General features: G+C 59.8%; 24 protein-coding genes and 1 tRNA gene. 10 read left to right on the top strand and 15 right to left on the bottom strand.

The window, feature by feature from the left end:
* Window positions 1–32 precede the first annotated feature (32 nt).
* The 3 genes from ABIE63_RS05375 to ABIE63_RS05365 are packed head-to-tail and all read right to left on the bottom strand — an operon-like array spanning window position 33 to window position 4,376.
* Entirely contained in the window at window positions 33–1,190 is a 1,158-nt protein-coding gene (locus ABIE63_RS05375; RefSeq protein WP_354503442.1) for an aminomethyltransferase family protein, read from the bottom strand.
* Window position 1,191: 1 nt separating this feature from the next.
* Window positions 1,192–2,784, bottom strand: coding sequence for an FAD-dependent oxidoreductase (locus ABIE63_RS05370; protein WP_354503440.1), 1,593 nt, complete (start codon window positions 2,782–2,784; stop codon window positions 1,192–1,194).
* Window positions 2,784–4,376: an NAD(P)/FAD-dependent oxidoreductase gene (locus ABIE63_RS05365; RefSeq protein ID WP_354503437.1), complete on the bottom strand. Its 1,593-nt coding sequence runs from the start codon at window positions 4,374–4,376 to the stop codon at window positions 2,784–2,786. The genes ABIE63_RS05370 and ABIE63_RS05365 overlap by 1 nt, the downstream gene beginning before the upstream one ends.
* Before the next feature lie 212 nt (window positions 4,377–4,588).
* On the opposite strand from ABIE63_RS05365, the gene ABIE63_RS05360 reads away from it, so the two are divergent.
* Together ABIE63_RS05360 and ABIE63_RS05355 are read left to right on the top strand one after the other, a co-directional pair.
* The gene (locus ABIE63_RS05360) at window positions 4,589–5,764 is read left to right on the top strand and encodes an acyl-CoA dehydrogenase family protein (RefSeq protein ID WP_354503435.1); all 1,176 of its coding nucleotides are present in this window, start codon (window positions 4,589–4,591) and stop codon (window positions 5,762–5,764) included.
* Window positions 5,765–5,926: 162 nt separating this feature from the next.
* The gene (locus ABIE63_RS05355; protein WP_354503433.1) at window positions 5,927–7,042 is read left to right on the top strand and encodes an extracellular solute-binding protein; all 1,116 of its coding nucleotides are present in this window, start codon (window positions 5,927–5,929) and stop codon (window positions 7,040–7,042) included.
* An 80-nt stretch (window positions 7,043–7,122) separates the two neighbouring features.
* Here ABIE63_RS05355 and ABIE63_RS05350 read toward each other — a convergent pair whose 3' ends face one another.
* Genes ABIE63_RS05350 through ABIE63_RS05335 form a run of 4 tightly spaced genes read right to left on the bottom strand, consistent with a single transcriptional unit; the run spans window position 7,123 to window position 10,692 of the window.
* Window positions 7,123–8,250 carry an ABC transporter ATP-binding protein gene (locus ABIE63_RS05350; protein ID WP_354503432.1) on the bottom strand — a complete coding sequence of 376 codons (1,128 nt, stop codon included), beginning with the start codon at window positions 8,248–8,250 and terminating at the stop codon, window positions 7,123–7,125.
* Window positions 8,247–9,065 (bottom strand): ABC transporter permease, encoded by an 819-nt coding sequence (locus ABIE63_RS05345; protein WP_183414929.1) that lies wholly within the window; start codon window positions 9,063–9,065, stop codon window positions 8,247–8,249. The genes ABIE63_RS05350 and ABIE63_RS05345 overlap by 4 nt, the downstream gene beginning before the upstream one ends.
* The gene (locus ABIE63_RS05340) at window positions 9,062–9,991 is read right to left on the bottom strand and encodes an ABC transporter permease (protein ID WP_246377315.1); all 930 of its coding nucleotides are present in this window, start codon (window positions 9,989–9,991) and stop codon (window positions 9,062–9,064) included. Before ABIE63_RS05340 ends, ABIE63_RS05345 begins: the two co-directional genes overlap by 4 nt.
* Window positions 9,988–10,692, bottom strand: coding sequence for a TetR family transcriptional regulator C-terminal domain-containing protein (locus ABIE63_RS05335; protein ID WP_183414928.1), 705 nt, complete (start codon window positions 10,690–10,692; stop codon window positions 9,988–9,990). Before ABIE63_RS05335 ends, ABIE63_RS05340 begins: the two co-directional genes overlap by 4 nt.
* Before the next feature lie 212 nt (window positions 10,693–10,904).
* On the opposite strand from ABIE63_RS05335, the gene ABIE63_RS05330 reads away from it, so the two are divergent.
* Window positions 10,905–11,504 carry an META domain-containing protein gene (locus tag ABIE63_RS05330; protein WP_354503429.1) on the top strand — a complete coding sequence of 200 codons (600 nt, stop codon included), beginning with the start codon at window positions 10,905–10,907 and terminating at the stop codon, window positions 11,502–11,504.
* Between the two features lie 209 nt (window positions 11,505–11,713).
* Here the strand turns inward: ABIE63_RS05330 and ABIE63_RS05325 are convergent, their stop codons facing one another.
* The 4 genes from ABIE63_RS05325 to ABIE63_RS05310 form a co-directional block, all read right to left on the bottom strand.
* Window positions 11,714–12,067 carry a DoxX family protein gene (locus ABIE63_RS05325; RefSeq protein ID WP_354503428.1) on the bottom strand — a complete coding sequence of 118 codons (354 nt, stop codon included), beginning with the start codon at window positions 12,065–12,067 and terminating at the stop codon, window positions 11,714–11,716.
* Window positions 12,068–12,265: 198 nt separating this feature from the next.
* A complete protein-coding gene (gene acs, locus ABIE63_RS05320; RefSeq protein ID WP_354503704.1) occupies window positions 12,266–14,209 on the bottom strand; it encodes an acetate--CoA ligase in 1,944 nt (647 codons plus the stop codon).
* 154 nt (window positions 14,210–14,363) lie between these two features.
* Window positions 14,364–14,732, bottom strand: a complete 369-nt coding sequence (locus tag ABIE63_RS05315) for a Rieske (2Fe-2S) protein (protein WP_354503426.1) — start codon at window positions 14,730–14,732, stop codon at window positions 14,364–14,366.
* Window positions 14,733–14,739: 7 nt separating this feature from the next.
* Complete coding sequence (locus tag ABIE63_RS05310; RefSeq protein ID WP_354503424.1) at window positions 14,740–15,153, bottom strand: EVE domain-containing protein; 414 nt, start codon at window positions 15,151–15,153, stop codon at window positions 14,740–14,742.
* A 238-nt stretch (window positions 15,154–15,391) separates the two neighbouring features.
* Between ABIE63_RS05310 and ABIE63_RS05305 the strand changes: the two genes are divergently transcribed.
* Together ABIE63_RS05305 and ABIE63_RS05300 are read left to right on the top strand one after the other, a co-directional pair.
* Entirely contained in the window at window positions 15,392–16,630 is a 1,239-nt protein-coding gene (locus ABIE63_RS05305) for an MFS transporter (RefSeq protein WP_354503422.1), read from the top strand.
* 24 nt (window positions 16,631–16,654) lie between these two features.
* Window positions 16,655–17,404: a creatininase family protein gene (locus ABIE63_RS05300; protein WP_183414922.1), complete on the top strand. Its 750-nt coding sequence runs from the start codon at window positions 16,655–16,657 to the stop codon at window positions 17,402–17,404.
* 33 nt (window positions 17,405–17,437) lie between these two features.
* Here the strand turns inward: ABIE63_RS05300 and ABIE63_RS05295 are convergent, their stop codons facing one another.
* From ABIE63_RS05295 to tsaD, 3 genes are read right to left on the bottom strand one after another with little or no spacing between them, the layout of a single operon-like run.
* Complete coding sequence (locus ABIE63_RS05295; protein WP_354503419.1) at window positions 17,438–18,406, bottom strand: NAD(P)H-dependent glycerol-3-phosphate dehydrogenase; 969 nt, start codon at window positions 18,404–18,406, stop codon at window positions 17,438–17,440.
* Window positions 18,403–18,969 (bottom strand): hypothetical protein, encoded by a 567-nt coding sequence (locus tag ABIE63_RS05290; protein ID WP_354503417.1) that lies wholly within the window; start codon window positions 18,967–18,969, stop codon window positions 18,403–18,405. Before ABIE63_RS05290 ends, ABIE63_RS05295 begins: the two co-directional genes overlap by 4 nt.
* Window position 18,970: 1 nt before the next feature.
* Entirely contained in the window at window positions 18,971–20,008 is a 1,038-nt protein-coding gene (gene tsaD, locus ABIE63_RS05285) for a tRNA (adenosine(37)-N6)-threonylcarbamoyltransferase complex transferase subunit TsaD (RefSeq protein ID WP_354503414.1), read from the bottom strand.
* 82 nt (window positions 20,009–20,090) lie between these two features.
* Here tsaD and hemC point away from each other — a divergent pair, with 82 nt between their 5' ends.
* The 5 genes from hemC (at window position 20,091) to ABIE63_RS05260 (ending at window position 24,744) form a co-directional block, all read left to right on the top strand.
* A complete protein-coding gene (hemC, locus tag ABIE63_RS05280; protein WP_354503411.1) occupies window positions 20,091–21,029 on the top strand; it encodes a hydroxymethylbilane synthase in 939 nt (312 codons plus the stop codon).
* Between the two features lie 4 nt (window positions 21,030–21,033).
* Window positions 21,034–21,750 carry a uroporphyrinogen-III synthase gene (locus ABIE63_RS05275; protein ID WP_354503410.1) on the top strand — a complete coding sequence of 239 codons (717 nt, stop codon included), beginning with the start codon at window positions 21,034–21,036 and terminating at the stop codon, window positions 21,748–21,750.
* A 44-nt stretch (window positions 21,751–21,794) separates the two neighbouring features.
* Window positions 21,795–23,168: a carph-isopro domain-containing protein gene (locus ABIE63_RS05270; protein ID WP_354503407.1), complete on the top strand. Its 1,374-nt coding sequence runs from the start codon at window positions 21,795–21,797 to the stop codon at window positions 23,166–23,168.
* Between the two features lie 14 nt (window positions 23,169–23,182).
* Window positions 23,183–24,610 (top strand): heme biosynthesis HemY N-terminal domain-containing protein, encoded by a 1,428-nt coding sequence (locus ABIE63_RS05265; protein ID WP_354503405.1) that lies wholly within the window; start codon window positions 23,183–23,185, stop codon window positions 24,608–24,610.
* Between the two features lie 58 nt (window positions 24,611–24,668).
* Window positions 24,669–24,744, top strand: a tRNA-Thr gene (locus ABIE63_RS05260).
* Window positions 24,745–24,777: 33 nt separating this feature from the next.
* Here the strand turns inward: ABIE63_RS05260 and ABIE63_RS05255 are convergent.
* Window positions 24,778–25,158, bottom strand: coding sequence for a cupin domain-containing protein (locus ABIE63_RS05255; protein WP_354503403.1), 381 nt, complete (start codon window positions 25,156–25,158; stop codon window positions 24,778–24,780).
* Window positions 25,159–25,178 lie beyond the last annotated feature (20 nt).

Raw genomic sequence — 25,178 nt, 5'->3', positions numbered from 1 at the left:
ACGTTGCAAAGACGACCTCCAAACACGCCCAATCAAAGCCGTCGGTGATCCGGCTGATAGAATCTGTGATCCACGACCCTTACCGATGCTTCCACCTTCGCCTGTGTAATCTCTTTCACGTAGTAAATCTCAGCGCTCAACATCGTGCCCGGGGTTGCAAAAGCGGCATCGACCGTTGCCAACGCGATGTTGCGTTTGAGAACCGGCGACCAGGTGGCGGATGTAACCTGACCGACTTCTCTTTTCCCATCATACAAGTAAGCGCCGTCTGCGGGTTTGCGGCCCTGGATATCGATCCCAACCAAGCGTTTGGGTGGCCCGCCCTTTGCCCGTTCCTTGATCAGCGCACGACGGCCGTTGAAATGCGGTTTGTCCAGGTGCACCGCCCAACCCAAACCCAGCCCATAGGGGCTGCGCATCTGCGACTCACGTACAGCAAGATGTGCGGGTACGTACTCCGCACGAACCTGAATATGGCCAGCTTCGATGCGGGCCGTATTCAAGGCCCTTGCACCTATAACCCGAATGTAGCGGCGGTGCCTCATCTCCATTATGCGATCCCAAAGGGCGAGGGCATCTTCCGGCGCCACCCAGAGTTCATATCCCAAATCTCCGGTAAACCCGGTCCGGCTGACCAAGATTCCATGGCTGCCAAAGTCGAAGCGCTCTAATCCGAGGTAAGGAAGATTTGCAGCGCCTTCCAAACCCAGGTCTTGCAAGAGCGCGCGCGAAAGAGGCCCTTGCAGGGCCAATCCAGCGATCTCGTCGCTTTCGTCGCGCACCTGACAGTCAAAACCCCAAGCCGACGCCTCGAACCATGTCAGCAGATGTTCGGCGCAATTGATCCGGAAATCATTTTCTCCCAGGCGGAAAATCGTACCTTCCTCGATCACCCGGCCCTTGCCATCGCACCAAGGACTGTATGCCGCCCGACCCGGCGTCAGCTTGGATATGTCACGCGTCATGATGCGATCAACGACCCGGGCCGCCTCACGTCCGGTCAGCCGATACTTGATCATCGGTGATACGTCATAGAGCGAGGCGCCGGTCCGGATACCAAAGTACTCGTCCTGCTCCGAATAGAGCACGCTGGCCGTCGTCCAGCCTTGCCAAGGTTCCCAGGCATTGAGGAGGTTGAGTGGCGCGATACGCGCGTGGAAGGGTGTCGGCTTGAGAACTGGCGGTTCCACATCAACCTCCTTTTGCGCGTAGCGTCTTGTTGCGGGCCTTATGGTGAAGTAGCGCCCGATGGGCTGCATTGGCGCCAGCAGCGCCTTGCAATCCGCCGCCTGGATGGCAACCGGCCCCGCAGAGAAAAAACCCTTCGACTGGCGTGCTGTACTGACCCCAACCGGGCAGGGGTCGCAGAAGATAGATCTGATCGAGCCCCAGTTCGAGATGATGCCAGTGACCGCCGGGTAAACCGTAGGACGCAGCCAAATCCGACGGGGTCTGCATCCTGACGCCCTCGACACAGGCATTGAAGCCTGGATAGGCCTCCCCCAGGCGCCGGAGGATCGATCTCTGAAGTTTCTCTCCCTCTTGCTGCCAACTGGATACCTTGAGGTTCTCCGGGCAGTACTGCGCCGTCACCTGCATGCGGAACGTCCCGGGCTTCTCGCCCGTGGATACGCTCGCTTCGAAAGGCGGATCATCAGGTAGCTCGCCATACTTTGCGCTGTCGTGAGCCGCCTCCAGTGCTCGGATACCGCCGGCGAACACAAAGCGACGGCGCAGCCATCCGGCAGCGCTTCCCTCGGTCTCGGGCAGGCCAGCAAGCGAAAGAGTCAGCGCCGCATTGACCCCACGCCCGCGGGCGTGCTGCAGATTGCGAACCCAATCGGCGTCCAGATGCTCCACACCCAAAAGATCAAGGCAGGAGCGGCCGGGGTGCAGGCTCGATAGGATCAGCGGCGCGCCGACTTCTTCGCCACTTGTCAGACGAACCGCGGCAGCACGATCATCGACAAGCAACACGCGCTCAACTTCGGCTTCGGACCTCAGAACGGCTCCCAAGCTGCGCGCCTGGCGCACCAGCGCACTAACCAAGGCGTGTGCGCCGCCCAGCGGCCGCACAGGCGAACCGCTTGCGCCATCAAAGGCCGTCGCCCAACGGTAAAGGAGCGTGAAGACCGTGTTGGGTGAACGCGGGCCGAAGAGATTTCCCAAGACGCCATCGAAGGCGAACAGGCCTTGCGCGGCCTCTGATTCAAAGACTTCTTCGAGCAAGTCCGCCTCATTCATGGCTATGATCCGCAGAAAATCGCGAAGATCGGCCCGGCCAAGGCGCTTCAAGGAAACCCCCAAGCACAAAAGCTCGAGGCGATCCGCGAGCACCATTTCGGCCAAGCGCGGCGGCGTCCGCTCCAGAAAGGGTTTCAGAGCCGACGCCAAGCGCGTAAGCCGCGCTCTGAAGACCGGCAACCTGTCCGCGTCCTTGGGGCTGAACCGACTCATGACAGCCTGCTGCTGGTCCGCGTCCCCGGCAAAGAGCCTGAAGCTGTCATAGCCTGGATGATGAAATTCCTGATCCAGCCGTTCAGGCTGAACGCTCAGGCCCTGGCTGCTTAGATTCAGACTCCGGAAAACCGAGGGCGAAATCATACCGCTCTGCGCCAGGCTGGGCGCCTGCGGTTGTCCTTCCGCATCAACCTGTGCGGCTAACCCGCCAAAACCACCGCCTGCCTCCAGCAAAAGCGTTGACAGGCCAGCCTTCTGAAGCAATCCCGTGGTCACGAGCCCGTTGATGCCGCCGCCGATGATTATTGCGTCGTACTGCGCCATCAGACGACCCTCCGACCGATATCGACCAGGACTTCCCTCGCGGCATTGGCGCCCGGCGCGCCCATGACACCGCCGCCCGGGTGCGTACTGGAACCGCACATATAAAGACCGCGCAGCGGCCCTCGGTATTGCGCATAACCCGGCAGCGGCCGGTTAAAGAGCAACTGGTCAAGCGTCAGTTCGCCCTGAAAGATGTTACCTTCGGTCAAGCCGACCTCATTCTCCAGATCCCAGGGCGTGCGCACCCAACAATCGAGAATGCTTTCCCGAATGCCGGGACAATGGGCCTCGATCGTGGACAGCACCGTCTCGCCAAAAGCATCGCGCTTTTCCGGCGTCCAGTCGCCATCGGCAAGCTTGGCCGGAACGTACTGCACGAAGACGCTCATATAATGTTGATCGGGAGGCGCCATGGTCGGATCGAGCGTGGAAGGCAAAACGATATCGAGGAAGGGCTTTTTCGACCAGGTGCCGCGCTTCCAGTCGTCGTATCCGCGTTCCATGTACTCCATGGACTCGCTGATCATGATGCCACCGCGCTTGAGGGTCGGCTCGTCCCGCAGCGCCGGAAAGTCAGGCAGCCGGTCGAGCGCTATGTTCAGCTTGCCGCTGGAGCCCCTTATCTTGAAGTTACGAACGCCCTCCAGGAAATCGGGCGCCAACTCCTTTTCAGGCACCAACTTCAAGAAGGTTCGCTTGAAGTCGAGATTTGAGATGACGCGGCGCGCGCGAATCTCCTCACCATTGGCAAGGACCACGCCTTGAACCTCGCCGTCACGGATCAAGAATTGATCGACTTCCGCTCCTGTCCGGATCTCCGCGCCGTGACTCCCGGCGGCGGCGGCGAGCGCCTGACTGATGGCGCCCATTCCACCGACCGCAAAACCCCAGGCCCCAACATGGCCATCCAACTCGCCCATCACGTGGTGCAGCAACACATAGGCGCTGCCGGGTGAATAAGGGCCGAGCGCTGTACCGATGATGGAGTTCCCGGCCAAGCTCCCCTTCAGCAGATCGGACTCGAAGTAGCGGTCCAAAAAATCGCCGCAACTCATGGTCCAGAATTGCATGGCTTGGTAGATGCCATCTTCACCCAGTTGCCCAAACGCCCTACCTAGATCAAGCAATCCCCTGAGATCGCGCGGCTTCATGGACGTCGGGTCGGGCGGTGTCTTCAGCAGCAAAGGGCGGATCAGGCGGCACTGTCGGTAAATATCCCGGTTAAAGGTTTCGTAAGCCTCCGCGTCGCGCGGCGAAAGACGTGCCAGGGAGCGCCGCGTGCGGTCGTGGTCCGCATAGAAACCAACATAGCGGCCATCCCGGCCGAGCGTTGTTGAGTTTTCATATGGAATGATACGCAAGCCGAAACGCGAAAGCTCAAGATCGCGCATGATCTCTGCCCGTAGAAGGCTGCAAACATAAGAGCAGGATGAATAGAGGAATCCTTCGTGGCGTTCCTCACTAACCGCTGCGCCGCCGACAATATCCCGGCGTTCGAGCACTAGAACCGACAATCCGGCACGCGCCAGATAAGCCGCAGCCGTAAGACCATTGTGACCGGCCCCAACGACGATGGCGTCCCATTGCTTCATGCGCGACGTCCCTCAGACTAGGGGACGGCACCTTAACAGCACCGCACCCCCGTGGCTCCGACATCCCACCATTTGTAGGGCAACTCACCCATACTGTCCAGTCGCTGATTGACCCTTCATTCAATGACTTTTGTTAAAATGTAGTTATTTCATTGTGCTAATCGTAATTTGCCCATAATATTCAAATGTGGATTATTGAGGAGACAAGGCCTTTGGCGTACCCCTTGCCCGCATCGGTCCGAAAGCGACAGAAGAGCGTTCGCACGTTCGTGGATCAGGAGCTGATCCCGCACGAAATCTATGCGGAGATGCACGAAGGTGAATTTCCGCCCGGCGTCCAGGCCCGGTTGGAACGGCAAGTCAGCGATCTGGGCTTGCGGGCAATGAACATTCCGCGCGATCTGGGCGGCGGCGGGCTGAGCTTCCTCGAACAAGCAGTGGTATCCGAGCAGATTGGGCGTGTGACCAACGGCCTGGGATGGATCATCACCACGCCCGCCCGCTGTATCGTTGAGGCCGCGACCCCTAAGCAGATGAGAACCTGGGTGGAGCCGACAATCCGCGGCGACCGTAGCGAATGCTATGCGATTACCGAGGCCGAAGCAGGGTCGGATGTCGACGCTATACGTACAACGGCGCGACCGAGCAGCGGCGGCTATTTTATCGACGGCGAGAAATGGCACGTAACAAGCTTCAATCACGCCGATCATTTGATTGTGCAGGCCAAGATCGACGGCGGACCAAACGATGGTGCCCACGCATTGTTCTTCATCGACAAGGACACACAGGGCGTCGATGTGCTGCGCACGCCGGCCTACAGCCACACCTATAGCCACCATCATCCGGTGGTCGCCTTCAATTCGGTGAAGGTACCCGCCGAGAATCTGATTGGGCGGGAAGGCCAGGGCATGAACTTCACGCATGACTGGTTTCGCTACGAGCGTCTCATGATCGCCGCTCGCTGCTGCGGCGCTGCCGAGCGCCTGATCGACGAGGCCAGCAGCTTTGCCAAAGAACGAAAGGCGTTCGGTCGGCCGGTCATCGAAAATCAGTTGATCCAGGCCATGTTGGCGGACAGCGTAACGGAGCTTTGGGCAGCGCGCCTCATGACCTATCGACTGGCAGAGGCCCATGACGCCGGAGAAGACGTGAAGTTGCTGCACGCGCAATGCTCGATGGCCAAGCTCTATGCTTCGGAAATGGCAAACCGGGTCGCCGACAGGGCTGTACAGATATTCGGCGGTCGCGGCTACATGCGCGAGAACGTCGCCGAGCGGTTTTACCGTGAATTGCGGGTCGATCGCATCTGGGAAGGCACAAGCGAAATCCAGCGCATCATCATCGCCGGACAGTTGGCAAAGCGGGGTGCGGGTACGCTAGTTGGGTAAGGATGAAGAGCCGACGGGCGCTGCCAATTGCGTCCCTTTCACTGAACGATTGGACAACGAAACAACTTTATGGGAAGCTTTTGCCATCATGGGCCGCCGACAAAAGGCAAGAGCAGCAGATCAGCAAACCCAACACATAGGCGGCAAGGGAAGGAGGCTTCGATGAAACGGAGAAACATCCAACAGGCGCTGATGACGGCGGGCTTGAACCGGCGCGAATTCGGCAAGGTCATGGCCGCTGCCGGAGCGACGCTGGTCGCGACATCGCCAACCGCGCGGCGCGCTTTCGCCGCACCGAACCTGACGGTCTTTGAATGGTCCGGCTACGACGATCCGACGCTCTGCCAAGAGTTCGTCGATAAGCACGGCGAGCCGCCCAACTACGCGATCTTTGCCGAGGAAGAGGAGGCCTACCAGAAGCTGCGCGCCGGCTTCAAGGTCGACATGTCTCATCCCTGCACCCTTTCGGTAGCGCGCTGGCGGGATTCCGGGCTCTTGAAGCCCATTGATACGAGCCGCGTACCCCGTTGGAACGAGATTCCCTCGGATATGCTGGGGGCCAAGGGCATCCAGCATGACGGCAAGATTTGGATGATGCCCTTCGATTGGGGAAATTCCACCATCATCTACCGAGACGACGAGTTGCCTAACGCAGCGCAGAGCTACAATCTCTTGCTCGATCCAGCCTTGCGCGGCCGCGTTTCGATCTTCGATTCGGTTGACGAGGCCTTCGTCATCGCGGCCGGTATCCTGGGCTACGAAAGCCACATGGATCTCAGCGACGACGAGATGCAGAAGTGCGCCGAAGTGCTGCGCGAGCTACATAAGAATATCCGCTTCTACTGGGGCGACCCGACAGCACTGCAACAATCCATCGCCGCTGGTGAAATTCTCGCGGCCTGGGCCTGGACGGACAGCTACATCTCACTGCGCTGGGAAGAGGTGCCGGTCAAGTTCATGTTCCCGACGGAAGGCCTCTCGACCTGGATGTGCGGTTTCGTGCTGAACGCCGATGGGCCAGGTGACGAGAATCTTGCCTACGAGTACCTCAATGCCACGCTGGACCCGAACGTCGGCAAGGTCTTGATCGATGAATGGGGTTACGGCCACGCGAACGCGCAATCCTACAAGATCTCCGAATCCGATCTGGCCAAGGAGCTTGGTCTAACCGACGACCTGACGAAGTTCCTCAAGGGAACTCGGTTCCAGGGTGAGATCGTGCCGGAGAAGCGCGAGAAGATGATTGAAATCTTCGAGACGGTTAAGCTGGGCGGTTGATCCTGTTCAGAGCTGATCGAAAGAGGAAAGGGCCCGGCTTCTAGTCGGGCCCTTTTTCCAAGGGCAGAGACTGCTCCGGCTCACCCGTCCTGATCGGCGGGCAAGACCACCAATGCGTTATCGGACCAGGTGACCCAGACATCGACGCCGGCTTCGAGCCATCCCTCGACGCTACGGTCAGCATTCTGCGCAGAGACCGCCAGGGGACTGTCGACGCCCTCAAGCTTGACGTAGTAGTGGCTGCGGTCGCCAAGGTAGGCCGCCGCGGCGACCTTGCCGTTGACCGAATGCAGGCCTTGGCGTTCGGGCCGTTCGGTGGTCAGACCAAGTTTCTCCGGACGCACGGCCACCATGATTCTGTCGCCAGCATTCCAGGCGTGGCCATTGGCCGAAGCGTTCACCGCCCCGAATCCCGCGGCCTGAACCGCCAGCCGGTCGCCTTCCAGGCCGCGCACTTCGGCCGGTGCGAAGTTCATCGAGCCTATGAACGCCGCGACGCGTGCGCAATTTGGTCGTTCGTAGAGTCCGTGCGGGTCGGCAACCTGGAGGATCTTGCCCGCGTGCATGACCGCGATGCGGTCCGACATGGTCAGGGCCTCTTCTTGGTCGTGGGTGACAAATACAAAGGTGATGCCTAGCCGCTCCTGTAGCTCTCGCAGCTCAAGTTGCATCTGTTCGCGCAGTTTCTTGTCCAGGGCACCGAGCGGTTCATCGAGCAGCAGAACCTTGGGTTGGCGAATCAGCGCGCGCGCCAGAGCAACCCGCTGCCGCTGCCCACCGGAAAGCTGGTCTGCGCGCCGCTCGGCGTAGCCGGGAAGCTTGATAAGCGCCAGCATCTCCTCAACCTGCTTTTGGACATCCGAGGCAGGCAGGCGCAACTTGCGAAGACCATAAGCTATGTTCTGCCCCACGTTCAGATGCGGGAATATGGCGTAGCTTTGAAACACCATGTTCGTGGGACGCAGATGTGGCGGAACCGCCGACATCGGTTGTTGGTCGATATAGATTTCACCTTCACTGGGCGCTTCGAATCCAGCCAGCATGCGCAGCAAAGTCGTCTTGCCGCAACCGGACGGCCCCAACAGTGAAAAGAACTCGCCGCGACGAATGGTTAAGTCGACGTTGTCCACGGCGCGGACCGCACCGAAGTTCTTGGTGACTTGTTGGATATCGATGAAGCGCGTGATGTCGCTTGTTTGATTTGTCATAGGGGTGTCTGGCCTCCGATGCCACTGCCGCGACGGCGCACCCACTCCGCAAGCGCCACGACAAAGAATGAGGAGAGCAGGATCAAGGCGCCGAGCGCCAGAGTACCCGGCAGCTTATTCGGGAAGCGAAGCTGGCTCCAGATGAACACTGGCAAGGTGCCTTCGGTTGAAGAAAGGAAGAAGGCTATGATGAATTCATCGAAAGATATCGTGAAGGTCAAAAGCAGGCTGGCGACGATACCGGGCATGACCAGGGGGAAGGTTACCCGCCAGAAAGTCATCCAACCGGTCTCACCCAAGTCCTGGGAGGCTTCTTCCAAGCTTTTGTCGAACCCTTCGAGCCGGGACATCAAAACGGCAACCGCGAAAGGCAGGCAAATGAGCGTGTGACCCACCGCCACCGAATGCAGGCCCAGCCCGATTCCGACCTGCGAAAACAGCACCAGCAGTGAAACCCCGACGATAATCTCCGGCATGACCATTGGCAGCATGACCAGGCCCAGAACCGGCCGCTGGCCTCGAAAACTGTAGCGGGTGAATGCGCGGGCCGCGAACATGGCCAGGGCCGTCGAAAGTACGGCAGCGGTAACGGCGACCTTCAATGAGTTCCCAAGCGCTGCATGCATCTGTTCATTCGTCCAGAGCGTTGCGTACCACTTGAACGTCAGATCCTTAAGCGGCAGGGCTATGTAAATGGAGTCGTTCAACGAAAAGAGCGGCAGAAACAGCACCGGGACATAGAGAAAGCCCAGATAGAAAAAGGCATAACCGCCACGCCAACGCCGCCCTGCTTTCTCGAAAGTCGTGACACTCATCCGATGCGCTCCGTCAGCTTCTTGGCAATCAATACGAAGGCACAGGCTATCAAGGTCACGGTCACCATCGAGGCAACCGCCAAAGCTGCGCCCAAGGGCCAGTCGTTGGCCTTACTGAACTGTGTCTGAATCAGATTGGCGATCATCAACCCGCTCGGACCGCCCACCAATGTCGGGGTCACATAGTCGCCGACTGTCGGTATGAAGATAACGATCGAGGCGGCAATCACACCGGGCAACGACAACGGAAAGGTGATGCGCCAGAACCGGGCAACCGGACCATCACCGAGGTCTGTTGCCGCTTCCAGGTAAGAACGGTCGATCTTTTCAAGGGATACGTAGATGGGCAGGATGGCGAAGGCAGCCCAGGCGTGCGCCAGCGTGATGATGACCGCCGTCGGGTTGTAGAGCAAAAACTCAAGCGGTTCTCGTATGACACCAAGCCAGGCGAGGCCGGAATTAATGACCCCGTCATAACCCAGGATAATTTTCCAGGCGAAAACCCTGAGCAAATAGCTGGTCCAAAAAGGCAGGGTTATGAGAATCAGCCAGATAACCTTGCGGCGCTTCACATCGAAGGCAACATAGTAGGCTAACGGATAGGCTAACAGGACGGTGAGCAGCGTCACCAGTCCCGAAATTCCCACCGAACGCAGAAAAACCTTCAGATAGATCGTTCTGGAAGCAATCTTCTCGTAGTTTGCCGTCGTCAGATTGGTATCGATATCGACGTAGTTCTGAGTCCAGAAGCTGTAAAGGACCAGCAGCGCGATAGGCATGGCCAGGAGCGTTACGACGACGAAGAGGGCCGGTGAAGCCAAGGTCAAACCACGCAGCGCCTGGCTTGCTCGGTAGAAACGGCTCAAACGCCGACGAAGGCCGCTTGGCGTCCCGTGACCGGGCTTTGTCATCGCAACATCGCTCATCCATCGCCCTCTGTCTGCAAGCGGTCGCTGTCGTCATCAGTGGAGGTCGCACCGGGTTCAGCACTTGGCCGATCGATATGCTTCGGGAAGAGTTGATGGGCGAAAAGGCGACACAAGCGCTTCGAACGCTCGCGGTCGAAACTTGCCGGAGACAGCAGAAGCTCTAGCCACTGTCCGTCAATCAGCGATCGCAATCCCCTGGCGGCGAGGTCCGGATCAACATCGTACTTACCTTCCAGGACGATCTGCGTACAAAGGCTCTCCAACATTTGCGCGAAAGCGCCGTCAGCCTTGGCGCTGATTGCCATGTAAATGGGCCTCGATTTTGCCTCACCCCAAAAGGCATACCAAACAGCTATTTTTTTGCGATTACAGACCTGAGGATGAAAATCCGCCTGGATCAAAGCCACCAAACGCTGGGCCGGGCTGTACTCCGGTTTTTCGACGGCCCTTCGCCAGAAGGTCAGGTATTCCTGAGTGAGATGCCGCAGCGTTTCGATCAGCAGCTGGTCCTTGCTTTCGAAGTGAAAGTTGACCAGGCCGCGGGAGACCTTAGCGCGCTCGGACACCTTTGAAAGCGTCGTTTCCGCAAAACCGCTGGCCGCTATGCAATCGATCGTCGCAGCGATCAACTGTTGCCGCGTCGCCTCCTTGCGTTCGGCCCGTCTGGTCGGCGCTGTGCCCGCGTTTCTCTGATGCATACTGAGCGTTGATTCCTCCTCTGGTTCCTGGCCCCAGAACACGCCGAGATCATGTCTGGAACAGGAAAACACGGCACCATAGCGACTTTCACCGCCTCAGGCATTCATCTATCATCATGCGATAAAGGCTGAAGGGATCAAAGAAAAATTTTGGCTGAATGTTTGTTCAATTATAGAGCCTGTCGTTCACGCACTCGGGGAAGGTAGGGTTGATGCCGCCAACATGGATCACCGCAGCGTCACGAAGCCTGCAAATGCTCTCTGCCCTCCGCTCCGCTTCACATGGATGCCGCTCGATGCTCGCCCTGCCGTTGGTTGCCGTAATCTCCGGCGACATCGCATCAAAAGCGCTTGCGGGTGGTGATCCTTTTGAACCCTTTCTCGGCGCCTGGCACATGGCCGTTCAGCCAATCGCCAACAGCGCCCAAGGAGAGACTGCAGCCAATGAAGAGCCATGGCTGCAACTTGATACGCAAGGCGCTATTCACGGCTGGACAGGGTGCAATCGCGTTACGGGAAAGCTTCGAAGGACGCATGACGGGATGTTGACCGCCGCTCCGCTTGCCACCACGCGGATGGCCTGCTTCGCCAGGGAGGGCACGTCCGAGAAAATATTTCTCGCTGCACTCGGGAAAATGCGGGACTTGCGTCGTGTGGATGGGCGTTTGGAGTTGTTGGACGGTGCCGGGCGGGTACTTTTAGCGATGGAGCCGTCGCAGGTCGGCCAAGACAACGCGGGCGCCGACAAAAATAAGCCTTTTCCAGGGCGTCTCAAGTGCCAAAGCTGCGGTGTGCCGGCCGCGGATCCGTGATCGCCGCCGACATCACCACAAACACGGTATCGCGTGAGGTCGCTCGCTCTGTTTTTCTGAGTTGAACCTCTCGCGATCCCACTGCTTGGCCCTCGACAATTGTCGTTCGGCCTGTCTCCTAGGCCTCAACCCGCTCCGCGGCGACACCAGCCTCCGAAAGGCGAAACGATGGCTTCAAGGCATAGCTACCATCCCCCAAGAGGAACTGGCTAACCGATAGCACGACAAGGTACAGCGGGTATTCCCATCCGCCGTTTTTGCGACGTGAACACCCAGCCATTGCCGATGTGAACCCAAGTGGCACCCACAAGGATTGGCGTCAGAGCCAGCGCCACCCACCGCGCTTGTATGCCTAGGATCAGCATGACACCGCCCACGACCTCCATCGCGAACACGAGATAGGCCAGCGCGCCGGGCAGGCCGATAGAGGTAAAAAACTGGGCGGTTCCAGGCAACGTGAAGACGATCAGCTTAAGGATCACCGAATGGGCGAGGAACATGATCCCCAGGGAGACGCGTAACAGCAACACCGCATGAGGTCCTAGCTTATTATCGAGGGGCATTGTCTCATCCTCCATTAAATGCATTTGCATGTAATATAGCGAGGGGGCACCACGGCGTCAATATAAATGCAACTGCATATATGTTGACGCAACAGAGCGCGCAAGCTTCCCCAAAGAAAAAGGCGGCGGGACTCGATCCCGCCGCCTGTGGGTTCCGTAACAGCAGCGCCTGCGCAGGTCGCTTGCTGCGGAGCGTACTCAGCCTTGGTTCATGCGATTCTCAACCAGATCGGCGACCACGCTCGGGTCCGCCAGCGTCGAGGTATCACCGAGGTTTGAAGCATCGTTCTCAGCGATCTTGCGCAGAATCCTGCGCATGATCTTGCCGGAGCGGGTTTTCGGCAACCCTGGCGCCCACTGAATCAGGTCCGGGCTGGCGATCGGGCCGATATCCTTGCGTACCCACTGAACGAGCTCCTTACGAAGCTCTTCCGTCGGCTCTTCGCCCACGAGCAGCGTGACATAGGCGTAAATGCCCTGTCCCTTGATATCGTGCGGATATCCAACGACCGCCGCCTCGGAGACCTTCGGGTGGGCAACGAGCGAACTCTCGACCTCGGCGGTTCCCATCCGGTGGCCCGAGACGTTGATCACATCGTCGACGCGCCCGGTAATCCAGTAGTAGCCGTCCTCGTCCCGTCGGCATCCATCCCCTGTAAAATAGCGCCCAGGATAGGTGGAAAAATAGGTCTGTACGAAGCGTTCATGATCGCCGAAGACCGTCCGCATCTGCCCCGGCCAAGAGGTAGTCATGCATAGATTGCCCTCGCAAGCGCCTTCGAGAGGCTTGCCATCGGCATCGACGATCTGAGGCTGCACTCCGAAGAACGGCCGGGTCGCCGAACCGGGCTTCAGGGGCGTTGCGCCAGGCAGGGGCGTGATGAGAATGCCACCGGTTTCGGTCTGCCACCAAGTATCAACAATCGGGCAGCGCTCGTCTCCGACAACCTCGTGGTACCACTTCCAGGCTTCTGGGTTGATAGGTTCACCGACCGACCCCAGCAACCGGAGTGAGGAGCGATCGGTGGACTTCACCGGTTCCTCGCCTTCACGCATCAAGGCCCGGATCGCCGTCGGCGCGGTATAAAAAATATTGACCTTGTGCTTGTCGCAAACCTGCCAGAAACGAGAGGCGTCCGGGTAGTTTGGAACGCCTTCGAACATCAGTGTGACGGCACCGTTGGCCAGAGGCCCATAAACGATGTAGCTGTGCCCCGTCACCCAACCCACGTCCGCAGTGCACCAATAAATGTCACCGTCGTGATAATCGAACACGTACTTGTGGGTCATGGCGCTGAACAGCAGATACCCGCCCGTGGTGTGCAACACACCCTTGGGCTTACCGGTGGAACCGGAGGTATAGAGAATGAACAGAGGGTCCTCGGCGCTCATTTCCGCGGCGGGCGTATCCGGCGACGCCTGAGCACAAAGTTCGTGGTACCAGACGTCCCGCCCGCTCTGCCAGCCTATGTCGCCGCCGGTCCGCTTGACGACGACGCAGTGCTTGATCGACGGACAATTGGCCATTGCCGCATCCGCATTCTTCTTCAGCGGCACCTTGCGGCCACCACGCAATCCTTCGTCGGCGGTGATCAAAATATTGGAGTCGCAGTCCTGAATACGATTGGCCAGCGAATCCGGCGAAAAACCACCAAAAACCACCGAATGAATTGCACCGATCCGCGCACAAGCCAGCATTGCTGCAGCAGCCTCGGGAATCATCGGCATGTAGATGGTAATGCGATCGCCTTTCTTGGCACCCAGTGATTTCAACCCCCCGGCCAGTCGGCAAACCATTTCGTGAAGCTCACGATAGGTGATCTTCTTGTCTTCGCCGGGATCGTCGCCTTCCCAGATAATCGCTGTCTGATCGCCACGCTCAGCCAAATGACGGTCGAGACAGTTGTATGAGGCGTTGAGTGTGCCGTCCTCAAACCACTTGATCGACACATTGTCTGGCTCGAAGCTCGCGTTCTTGACCTTGGCGTACGGCTTGATCCAATCCAACTGCTTGCCTTGTTCGTCCCAAAAGGCGTCTGGGTTCTTGATCGACTTTTCGTACATCTCGAAATATTTGGATTCGTCGATCCAGGCGCGCTGACTTGCGTTGGTTGACACCGGATAGGTCTTGACCTCACTCATGATCGTTTCCTCGTCTAGTTTTCTGCTGCCGCCGCCCAACCCCGAGAGATCATCGGGGATCTTCAGGAACGCCAAAGGCGCCGCAGCCCGTTTCATTCTTTGGCGATTAAAACGGGAAATGTCTCACGAGACAAGGAGGCGCCCGCATCCTGCGTCAATGCGCTTCGGAATCCGCGGGATCGGGCGCGCTAAGATGGACGGCCCCTTCGTCATCGACACGCAACGCAACGGGCTTCAGATTCGAACCGGCGCAGGGGCCGGAAATACAATGGCCTGTCTCCACCTCGAACAGTGCGCCATGGGTCGCACAGAGGATGTAGGAGCCGTCCGCGCTCATGAACTGGTCGGGCACCCAATCCAACGGCGTCCCGATATGCGGGCAGGAATTCACATACCCGAAAAGCGCTTCGCCCTCGCGAACCACGAATATCTCGCACCTCGAATCGCCGCTACCGAAGGTGAACCCCTTGGCTTCACCGTCCTCAATGTCGTGCCGATGGCAAAGGTAGCGCGGCGAAACCATTCCTGGATCAAGCCTTCTTTCTGCCCATTTTTAGGATCAGTTCCCACTGCGCCTTCGTGACCGGCATGACGGACAGTCGGGACTGTCGGATAAGGGGCATGTCAGCCAGCGCTTCGGTCGCTTTGATTTGCGCCAGCGTCACAGGGTTGGCAATCGGCTCCACCATCTTGACGTCGACCATACCGAAACGACCGGAAGGATCGCTGTCATCAGGGTAGTATTCCTTCACCACCTCGACAATTCCGACGATCCGCTTCTCGTTGACGGAGTGGTAAAAGAAACACAGATCGCCGATCTTCATGGCCTTGAGATTGTTCGACGCCTGGTAGTTACGCACACCGTTCCAGTGCGTTGTACCGTCACGCACCTGATCGTCCCACGACCAAGCGCCCGGTTCCGATTTGATCAGCCAATAGGCCATACTGTCTTCCTTCCCTTCGATCGCCCCCAAATTCGCCCCTCTGATGCCTGCAACACACACGGCCTGGGAAAAATCATCGCGCTTTTGTGAGAGACCCAGTGCGCAGGCATGATGCAAGCTAGCGCCTCAAGTGATAACCAAAAGCTGTAGGGAATCAACCGGGTGAGGGACTGCGTCCGCTCGAACAGGGTTTTTCGCCGGCTCCCAATCGGGTAAAGACCAGGCGAAGAGCGGACATGTGAGGAGAGGTTTCCTGATCGGAACGAAATGGCCTGCGCTATTGTTGCTGGCACTGTCGGAGGTCGCCGCGATGGCTCTATGGTTCTCCGCCTCTGCCGTTCTGCCCGTACTGACGGCCCAGTACGATCTAAGTCCCTTCCAGCAATCCCTCTTCACCTCAGCCGTGCAGGTGGGTTTTGTTTGCGGAAGCCTGGTCAGCGCCTTCTTCGGCCTGGCTGATCGCCTAGACGCGCGCCGCTTCTTCTCCGGCGCGGCAATCATAGCCGCGCTGGCCAATGCCGGATTGCTGCTGGTCGAACCCACCTCGCCCATCGTGCCGCTCTTCCGGTTCATCACGGGCGCCGCCATGGCCGGTGTTTACCCAGTCGGCATGAAAATGGCTGCTTCCTGGGCCAAAGGCGATATGGGACTGCTGGTCGGCCTTTTGGTTGGCGCCTTGACGCTGGGTTCGGCGGCGCCACACCTTTTCAACGCGATGGGCGGGTTGGACTGGCGCTTTACGTTGGGCACCGCATCGATGTCGGCGGTTGCGGCGGCCGTCTCTATACACTTTTTCACGATGGGCCCGAATGTCACCGCCGCACCCCGATTTCGACCGGACAACATGCTTTGGGCCTGGCGAATCAAGCCGCTGAGGCTGGCGAACTTCGGATATCTGGGACATATGTGGGAACTCTATGCCATGTGGGCTTGGATCGGTGTCTTCCTTTCGGCGTCCTTCGAGCTGTGGGGCGCAGGGAATGGCAACGTGGGGGACGACAGCGCGACCGCCGCCAAGCTCGCAACCTTCGCCACCATTGGCGCCGGAGCCGTTGGCTGTCTGGCGGGTGGCTATCTTGCCGATCGCATCGGCCGGACGGCCCTGACAATGGCTGCCATGACAGTAAGCGGCGTTTGTGCTTTGACAGTCGGCCTGCTGTTCGGCGCGTCCCCCTGGTTGCTGGTGCCGCTCTGCATCGTTTGGGGTATTTCCATCGTGGCCGATTCAGCGCAATTCTCAGCCGCCGTCGCGGAGTTGTCGAACCGCTTTCTGGTAGGCACAATGCTGACCTTGCAGACAGCGGTTGGCTTCACACTGACCTTGGTCACGATTCATCTGATGCCGGTGTGGGTCGAATCTTTGGGATGGCACTACGCCTTCATGCCGCTGGCCATTGGACCCTTCCTCGGTGTTGTGGCCATGTGGCGCCTGCGTTTGCATCGGGATTCACACCGCATGGCCGGCGGCCGGCGGTAACTACTGAAGGACTCGGACCCAATCATGCAGCTACAAACAGCGACCTGGCAGGAAGTTGAAAGCTACCTCAAGCGTTCTTCCGCCATCATCATCCCCATCGGTTCGACCGAGCAACACGGCCCCAATGGCTTCATTGGCACAGATGCGCTTTGCCCGCAGGTTTTGGCGCAGGGGATCGGTGAGACTACGGGGGCTCTCGTCGCCCCCACGATCTCCGTCGGCATGGCTCAGCATCACCTGGGGTTTGCCGGATCCATAACCCTCCGGCCGTCGACCTTGATGGCGGTCGTGCAGGATCAGGTCAACTCCCTTGCGCGCCATGGGTTCGACCGCATCTACTTCTTGAACGGCCACGGCGGCAACATCGCCACGGTCACGGCTGCTTTCTCTGAAATCTATGCCGAAAGCAGCCTGGGAACGGCGGGACACAATCGGCCGGCGCTGCGCTGCAAGCTCCGCAACTGGTGGGACGCAGAGGGTGTGGCGGAGGTTTCCAAGCGCCGTTTTGGCGCGGCAGAGGGAAGCCACGCCACCTGTTCGGAAGTCTCGCTCACTTACTTCGCTTATCCAGACTTCGTAAAGAAGGTCGCCATGACGCCGGAAATCGCACCGAACGGCCCGATTTACGACGCCGATGATTACCGCCGCCGTTTCGCCGATGGCCGAATTGGTTCGAATCCTGCCCTGGCTTCAGTTGAAGCGGGTGAGGAACTTTACAATGTGGCGGTGCGCGATCTGAGCCGAGATTACCTGGCTTTCGCCCAGGAGGACTAAAACCGGCGACAAAAAGCAACGTCCTGTCGGTTCCTATTCGTTGCGCAACGGACGCGAGAGCAGGCGCTCGATCTGCGGCGCTAACGCAGCCCCTTCGTGAAGGACTGCATGAACGGCTTCGCAGATCGGCATCTCAACATTTAACGACTTGGCCAACCCAAGGACCGCAGGCGCTGAATAGTACCCCTCCGTAAGCAGCGATGACCGGCTCTCACCGCTAGCCACACAGTATCCCAGGCTGAAGTTGCGGGACTGTCGGGAGGTACAGGAAAGCGTGATGTCGCCCAATCCGCTCAAACCCATCAGGGTTGCAGGGCGGCCTCCTTTCGCGACAGCAAGACGGGTTACTTCCGCCAAGCCCCGCGTGATCAACGCGCTGCGCGCATTCTCCCCCAGTCCCAGCCCTTCGACGATACCACAAGCAATGGCCAGCACGTTTTTGACCGCACCGCCGATCTCCGCCCCGATCGGATCGTCGCTCGCGTAGGGGCGAAAGCTCCGCGTACCCAGCTGCGCTGCCAGGGCTTCGGCCCTCGTCAGTGTCGCGGAAGCCAAGGTCACTGCGGTCGGCAGCCCCCGTGCGACTTCACCAGCAAAGGTTGGACCCGATAACACCGCACAGCTGTGTCCGGGCAGCTCTTGGGCCGCGACCTCGCTCATCAGCGCGAGGGTCTTTTGCTCAACCCCTTTTGCAGCAAGCAACAAGGCGGCGTTATTGCGGATGACGGGCCGCAACGCCGCAAGAATGGCGCGGGTGGCTTGCGCTGGGACGACGATTACCAGCAGATCGCAGTCGGCGAGATCGGTCATAAGGGCGGTTGGCGCAATCTCAGGCAACAGCGGTACATCCGGCAGATAGCGCACATTCTGCCCGGCTTGGATCATCGTATCGATCAGTTCTTGATCGCGACCCCACAATCGCGTGTTGTTTCCAGCCGCTGCCGCCACCTGCGCCAACGCCGTACCCCAGGCCCCTGCCCCCACGATGCCGATTGTCGTCATGATGCGCGCTGCTCCGGCCAAGCCATCAAGCTAGCGAGCACCGATGACTGCCACAGGACATGGACAGCATAAAGGCCCGTCAATTCGAATACCGGGATCAGCTCGACCGCAGTCCCGGCGACGGCACCTGCAAGGGCCGCGAGGCCCAACCGTTTGGCAAGATGCGGCAATCTCACCGAACAGAAAAACGGACCCAGGGTGATAGTCGCGCCCAGCGCGCCGGCAATTGCACCGCCTGCGGCCAGGGACTCAGATACGCCGCCGATCTCGAGCGCCACAATGTAGGCAACCCAATAGCTCATTACGCTGCTGGGAAAGATCAAAAGTAACCGGCGTCCCGCGTAGGGCCAAAGCCGACGGAGAATCCAATAGCCGACACCTGCAAAGATCAGCGACAGGACCCAAAACTGCGGATACAGCAGCGCGAGCCAGTTGTCGCCGGGAAAGCCGCCGTTGCCGAAGATTCGCTCAAGCGGGTCGCCGATCCGCACTCCCAGCAAACCGCTGACGCTACCGCCGAGCAAGGCGACCGCCAAGTTCGTTTGTTCTCGAGTCAGGCGCATTTCAGGCGTCCCGGGCAAGGGTTGGATCATCCAGGGGCCAGCGCGGCCGCGGCGCAAAATCCAAAGGATCGACTAGCCCAAGCTGTAAGCGCTCCAACCCGGCCCAAGCAATCATGGCGCCGTTATCGGTGCAAAGCGCCGGCGGCGGCGCATGAAACCCGGAGCCGGCCGCAGCCGCGGTTTCCTCCAGGGCGCTGCGCAAAGTCAGGTTGGAGGCCACGCCGCCAGCCACGACCAGCGGGCCTGGCTGTCCGGTTTCCCGAGCAAAACGCCGCAATGCTCCGGTCACCCGGTCGGACAACACTTCCGCAACGGCCTGCTGAAACTCCGCGGCTAGGTCGCTGACCGCCTGCGCGTCTTCCAGGTTCAATGATTCCGCTTGCTGACGCAGCGCCGTTTTCAAGCCTGAAAACGAGAAATCAAGCTCCGGTCGGCCTTTCATCGGGCGCGGCAAAGTGAAGCAGCCCGCCTTGCCGCCCGCCGCCGCGCGCTCGACCGCCGGCCCTCCGGGATAACCGAGCCCAAGCATCTTTGCCGTCTTGTCGAAGGCCTCGCCGACCGCGTCGTCAATTGTCGAGCCATAGCGGCGATACTTTCCAACACCCTCGACCGCCAGCAACTGGCAGTGCCCACCGGAGATCAGCAAAAGAAGATACGGAAACGCGATGCCATCCGTCAGCCGGACAGTCAATGCATGCCCCTCGAGATGATTCACGGCCAGGAACGGCAGGCGCCGGGCCGCAGCGATAGCTTTGGCGGTCAGGACGCCGACAAACACGCCGCCGATCAGTCCGGGCCCTGCCGTTGCGGCGATACCATCCAACTCATCTAGCCGCATCCCCGCCTCGTCCAACGCTTCGGCAATCAAACGATCGAGGTGATCCAGATGACTACGAGCGGCAATCTCCGGCACCACGCCGCCGTAGGGCCGGTGTTCAGCCAATTGTGATAGTACGCGATTGGACAGAATTCTACGTCCGTCATCCACTATGGCGGCCGCGGTCTCGTCGCAACTTGTTTCCAGTCCCAGAACTATCATCGGGCAAAGATAGGGGCTGTTGCGCTCGGGTCCAAGCCTTCACCGCTTGCAGATCATCCTCGTTGCTCTTAAAGCTACCTCCATGAGTGAAGGAACATTGAAAATTGGCACCCGCGGCTCGCCGCTGGCTCTGGTTCAAGCCGAGGAGGTACGGCGGCGTTTGACCGAGCTGAATCCGGTCTGGGGTGAGGAGGGCCGCACGGAGATCGTGGTCGTCAGGACAACCGGCGACCGGGTCCAAGATCGCCTGTTGGCTGAAATTGGCGGCAAAGGGCTCTTCACCAAGGAGATCGAGGAGGCGCTCCTCGATGGCACCATTGATATGGCGGTTCACTGCATGAAGGACATGCCGACGGTGCTACCTGATGGACTGGTGATTCCGACCATCCTGCCGCGAGAGGATCCAAGGGATGTGTTTTTTGCCCGCAATGGAGAAAAATCTCTTGCCGATCTAAAAGCGGGCGCGGTCGTCGGCACGGCCAGTCTCAGACGTCAATCGCAGGTCCTCGCAGCCCGTCCTGATCTAACCATTGCACCACTGCGCGGAAACGTCGAAACCCGGTTGCGGAAAATGCATGCCGGAGAGGTCGACGCAACGTTACTGGCGGCCGCCGGTTTGATCCGACTGGGCATGGAATTGCCGCCGATCCTGACTTGCGAGGAAATGCTGCCGGCGGTGGGCCAGGGAGCCATAGGTTTGGAGGTGCGTGCGGGCGACAATCGTACGCGAGATATCATAGCGCCCCTAAACGATGTCGAGAGCGCAACAATGGTTACCGCCGAACGGGCCTGTTTAGAGATTCTGGACGGCTCTTGCCATACGCCCATAGCCGGACTTGCTGAACGTACAGAGGACAATCGATTGCGCCTGCGCGCTTTGATCGCCTTGCTTGACGGCACCCAGGTCATACAGTGTGAACTGTTTGGCGAAATGACACAGGCGCGAGAGATTGGCGAGGAGGCCGGTCACATCTTGCGGTCCAAGGCACCGGAAGAGTTCTTCAGTCAGCTTGGGTTCTAAAGCCATGCGAATTCTCGTGACCCGGCCGCAGCCGGACAGCGCAGCGCTGGCAGCCAGCCTCGAAGCCAAAGGTCACGAGGTTCTGGTTGCGCCGCTCCTGGAGATTAGGCCTCTGGATACGCCGATAGACCTGTCTGGCGTCACAGACCTGGTTTTCACCAGCGTCAACGGCGTGCGAATGTTTGCCGAACGCTGCGCCACGGCACGCGACCTCCCGGTCCATACCGTTGGTGACGCCACCGCCGACATGGCGCAAGCCTATGGTTTCAAGCGCGTTTTCAGCGCGAACGGCGATGCCGCGACCCTCAATGCGCAGCTTCAAAGAACGCTGCGGCCCGAAACCGCTCGGATTCTGCATGCTTGTGGCAAGCACCGGGCGTTCGATCTAGCCGCAGCGTTGCGTGAAAAGGGCTTTGCGGCTACCTCGGTGGCTCTCTACGAAGCTCATATGGCGCACGCCTTTCCGCCGTACGTACGTACGGCCCTGGAATCTCGCCAATTAGAGGCGGTATTATTTTTCTCTCCCCGTACGGCCTTGAGCTTTGTATGCTTAGCTGAACGGGACGGCTTGGCGGAGACCTGTACAGGGCTTGTCGCGCTTTGCCTGAGCGACGCAATTGCGCAAGCAGCGAGAGCGCTGGCTTGGGCGGAGATTCTGACGGCGCCTCATCCCAGTCGCGATTCACTCCTGGACTTGCTGAACACGCTAGAACCCAGGTGAAATTCAGAAGCACCAAGGATTAACGGTACGAGGGGCAAGTGGCCATGGACCACAAGGACAGCGGCAAGACGGCGGCGGCTTTGGAAGTTATAGAGGCCTTTGGCGGCATTCGTCCGATGGCGCAGAAGCTTGGCGTCGCCGCAAGCACTGTCCAGGGCTGGAAGGAACGTCTGGCGATTCCCGAGGCCAGGCATGAATTGATTCGCAAAATCGTTGCCGAGGAAGGCATTTCCCTTGCCCCTGAGGTTTTAACCGCAAGCGCCCATCCGCCCGCGGCTGACTCCGCGGGACCGGCGGAAAGCGATGCCAAAGCGTCAAGCGATGCTGGCAGTTCCGACACGGCGTCGGTCGCCTGGACCGGCGCGGACGATGAGGCGGCAGCAATCGCTGAGGCGGAAGTTGCCGATAACATCGCGGAAAGCCCTGAGGCCGCGGCTGCCGGCACGAAGCCGAGCGCGCTCCACGGAAACGGCTTTTCCTTTTCCGCCTTTGTGCTGGGCGCTCTAGCCGTGTTGGTGATCGTCGGCATCACGGTAATGGCGCGCGGTTTGTGGCTGCCAGCGATCGATGGTTCCGTTGGCAATGACCGGTCCTTGGACCGATTCGAGGCCCGAATCAGCAAACTTGAGGCCCTACCGTCGCTGGCGACGGACCTCGCTGAACTGGAGGCTGAAGTCGGCGGAGCGCTGGCTGCGGCCAATGCAGCGCGGGAAGAAGCTGCGCGCGCACTCGCGGAAAGCAGCGGCGGTGTTAGCGAATCAAATCTACAGGCCCTGGATGCCCGCCTTGCCGAACGCCTGCAGGTCGAGCTTTCCAAGGTTTCCGCGCGGCTTGACCGCATCGAGAGCCATCAGGTCGTCCGACCGGTTTCGACCGACGATCTGATTTTGACGCTGTCACTCGGCCGTCTGCGCGAAGCAATCCTGCTAGGCGACGCGTTCAAATCGCTACTGGACAGCGCCCGCAGCGCTGCGGCAAGCAACCGTCCGGCTGTCTCGCTGGAGCTAGCCGCCCTGGAGCCCTTCGCCGTAACCGGCGTGCCCCGTATCGTAACTCTACAGAGGTCTTTTGAAGACACGGCCCAAGCCATCGTCGCAGCGGCGGCGGGCGAAGGCGAAAGCGATGGCCTGCTGGCCGGCATCAAGCGTCGTCTGGCGCGGGTGGTAACGGTCCGGCCGCTATCCGCCGAGGCGACAGGCGATGGCACGGCGGCGCGGGTCGCGCGCGCCGAGAAGGCGCTGGAGGGCGGCAATCTTGCCGGCGCAGTGACCCAAATCGAAGGATTGGAGGGTTTGTCGGCGGAGGCAGCGCTGCCCTGGCTGGAAGAGGCAAGACGGCGCCTGGAAGCCGAGATGCGGCTTGCCGCAGCGACTGAAGTGTTCCTAGCCGAGCTGTCCTCGGCACCAGCAAATAATTGAAGGAGAGGCCAGCCATGCGCGCGATACTCTTCTTCTTCATAAAGCTGGCGATTGTCATCGCAGCGGCGATCTGGCTTGTCGAGCGGCCTGGACGGGTGTCCGTGGAATGGCTGGGCTACAGAATCGATTCCTCCGTAGGTGTTCTTTTGCTCGCAGTATTCCTTCTGATGATAGCCGGGACCCTGCTGTATCGATTCCTGGCAACACTCCGACGGGCACCGGGATCCATTCGTCAGGGCTTGCGCGACGGCAGGCGCGAGCGTGGATATCTGGCACTGACACAGGGCATGGTGGCGGTCGCCGCCGGTGACCCCGAGGAGGCCCGGAAGCTGGCAACCCGCGCCAATCGTTTGTTGGATGAGCCCCCCTTGACGCTGCTGCTCTCAGCGCAAGCTGCGCAATTGAACGGGGATGAAGCTGCCGCCGAGCGCTATTTCTTAGCCATGCTTGAGCGTGAGGAAACTGCCTTTCTCGGCCTTCGCGGGTTGGTCAATCAAGCCTTGAAGGCAGGCGATGAGGACAAGGCGTTGCGCTATACCCGTCAGGCACGAGACCTTCGCCCGGAAACGCCCTGGGTTGCGCAGACGCTTTTCGATCTGGAATTGCGCCATGGAAGGCTTGAAGGCGCGGCGGAAGCACTGGCGCTTGTGAAGAGCAGCAACGCCCTGAGCCACGCAGAGTGGAAAAGGCGGCGCGCGGTCCTGCTCACGGAGGAAGGCCGAACGCTTCTGGCTGCCGGCAAGAACGACGAGGCGGCGGCAAAGCTACGCGAAGCCAACCGCCTGGCGCCGACCCTGACGCCTGCCGCCGCTTTGTTGGCGCAGGCCTGGGTTGCTTTGGATAGCAAGAGAAAGGCGCAGCGTTTACTGAAGAAATCTTGGACTTTGGCCCCGCATCCCAGCTTGTTGGAGCCCTTCTTCGATCTTGCCCCAGGCGAAGCACCCCTGGCTCGCGTTCGGCGCTTGGAAAAGCTAATTTCCGGTCAACCGGACCACATCGTGAGCCATATGTCGGCCGCACGGGCCGCCTTGGACGCCGAACTCTGGGGCGAGGCCCGCCGGCATCTGGAAAAGGCCGCCCAGCTAGAGACGACCGAAAGCGTATGCCGCCTCATGGCAGAACTTGAAGAGGCAGAGCATGGAAACAGCGCTGCCGCGCGGCAGTGGTTCCAGCGCGCCTCGGGGGCTGCGGCCGACCCCACGTGGGTCTGCTCTAACTGCGGTGCCGCCACATCGGACTGGGGCGCCCATTGCCGGGCTTGCGGCAGTATCGACAGCCTTGATTGGCGCGCGCCCGCTTTTGTGGGGGGTAGCCTTTTACAACCCCTTGAGAGCGACGACGAGGCCGTGGATGAGAGTGGCGAGGAGGAAACCGGTGCCACGCGACGGAACTCGACAGCCAAGCCCGTGCTACCACTGGCGGCGGGGCGCTCCGCCGGATAACAGCCCACGATTGACGTACAGCGCGCCCTAGATTAGAAGAAGCCCCGTCGGTTGGTAGGCCGCCATAGCTCAGCTGGTAGAGCGGCGCATTCGTAATGCGTAGGTCGGGTGTTCGAGTCACCCTGGCGGCACCATCCCTTCTTCAAATTCACACTGCCTTTCGGGGTCTAGGGCGCGGCGTCAAGCTCTCGCGTGTCGAACTCGGCGGGGAGGGTGATCTCGATAAGCTCCAGGTCATCAGAGTGCGCCACTTCACGGTGATGAATACCGGGCGGCTGATGAACGCAAGATCCCGGTTCGAGCATTACCTCGCCCACACCCTCGTACCAGAACTTCACCCAGCCCTTCAAAATGTAAACCATCTGGAAATCCAGCCCATGGAAGTGCGCTTCGCCGCTGGTGTGCTTCCCAGGAACTGCGCGTATCACATGTGCGCCCACACGGCCGTCGGTGGCCGCTTTGATCCCAAGGTCCCGATATTCAAAGAAGCCGCGCAGTCCGCCGCCTTCAAAACCGCCGTCCTTAGCATGACTGATGGAAAATTTCACGTCTCCGCCTCCCTGACACT

Source organism: Limibacillus sp. MBR-115, from assembly GCF_040549425.1.
GTDB classification, from domain to species: Bacteria; Pseudomonadota; Alphaproteobacteria; order Kiloniellales; family CECT-8803; genus Limibacillus; species Limibacillus halophilus.
This window is presented reverse-complemented; position numbering and strand designations above follow the sequence as displayed.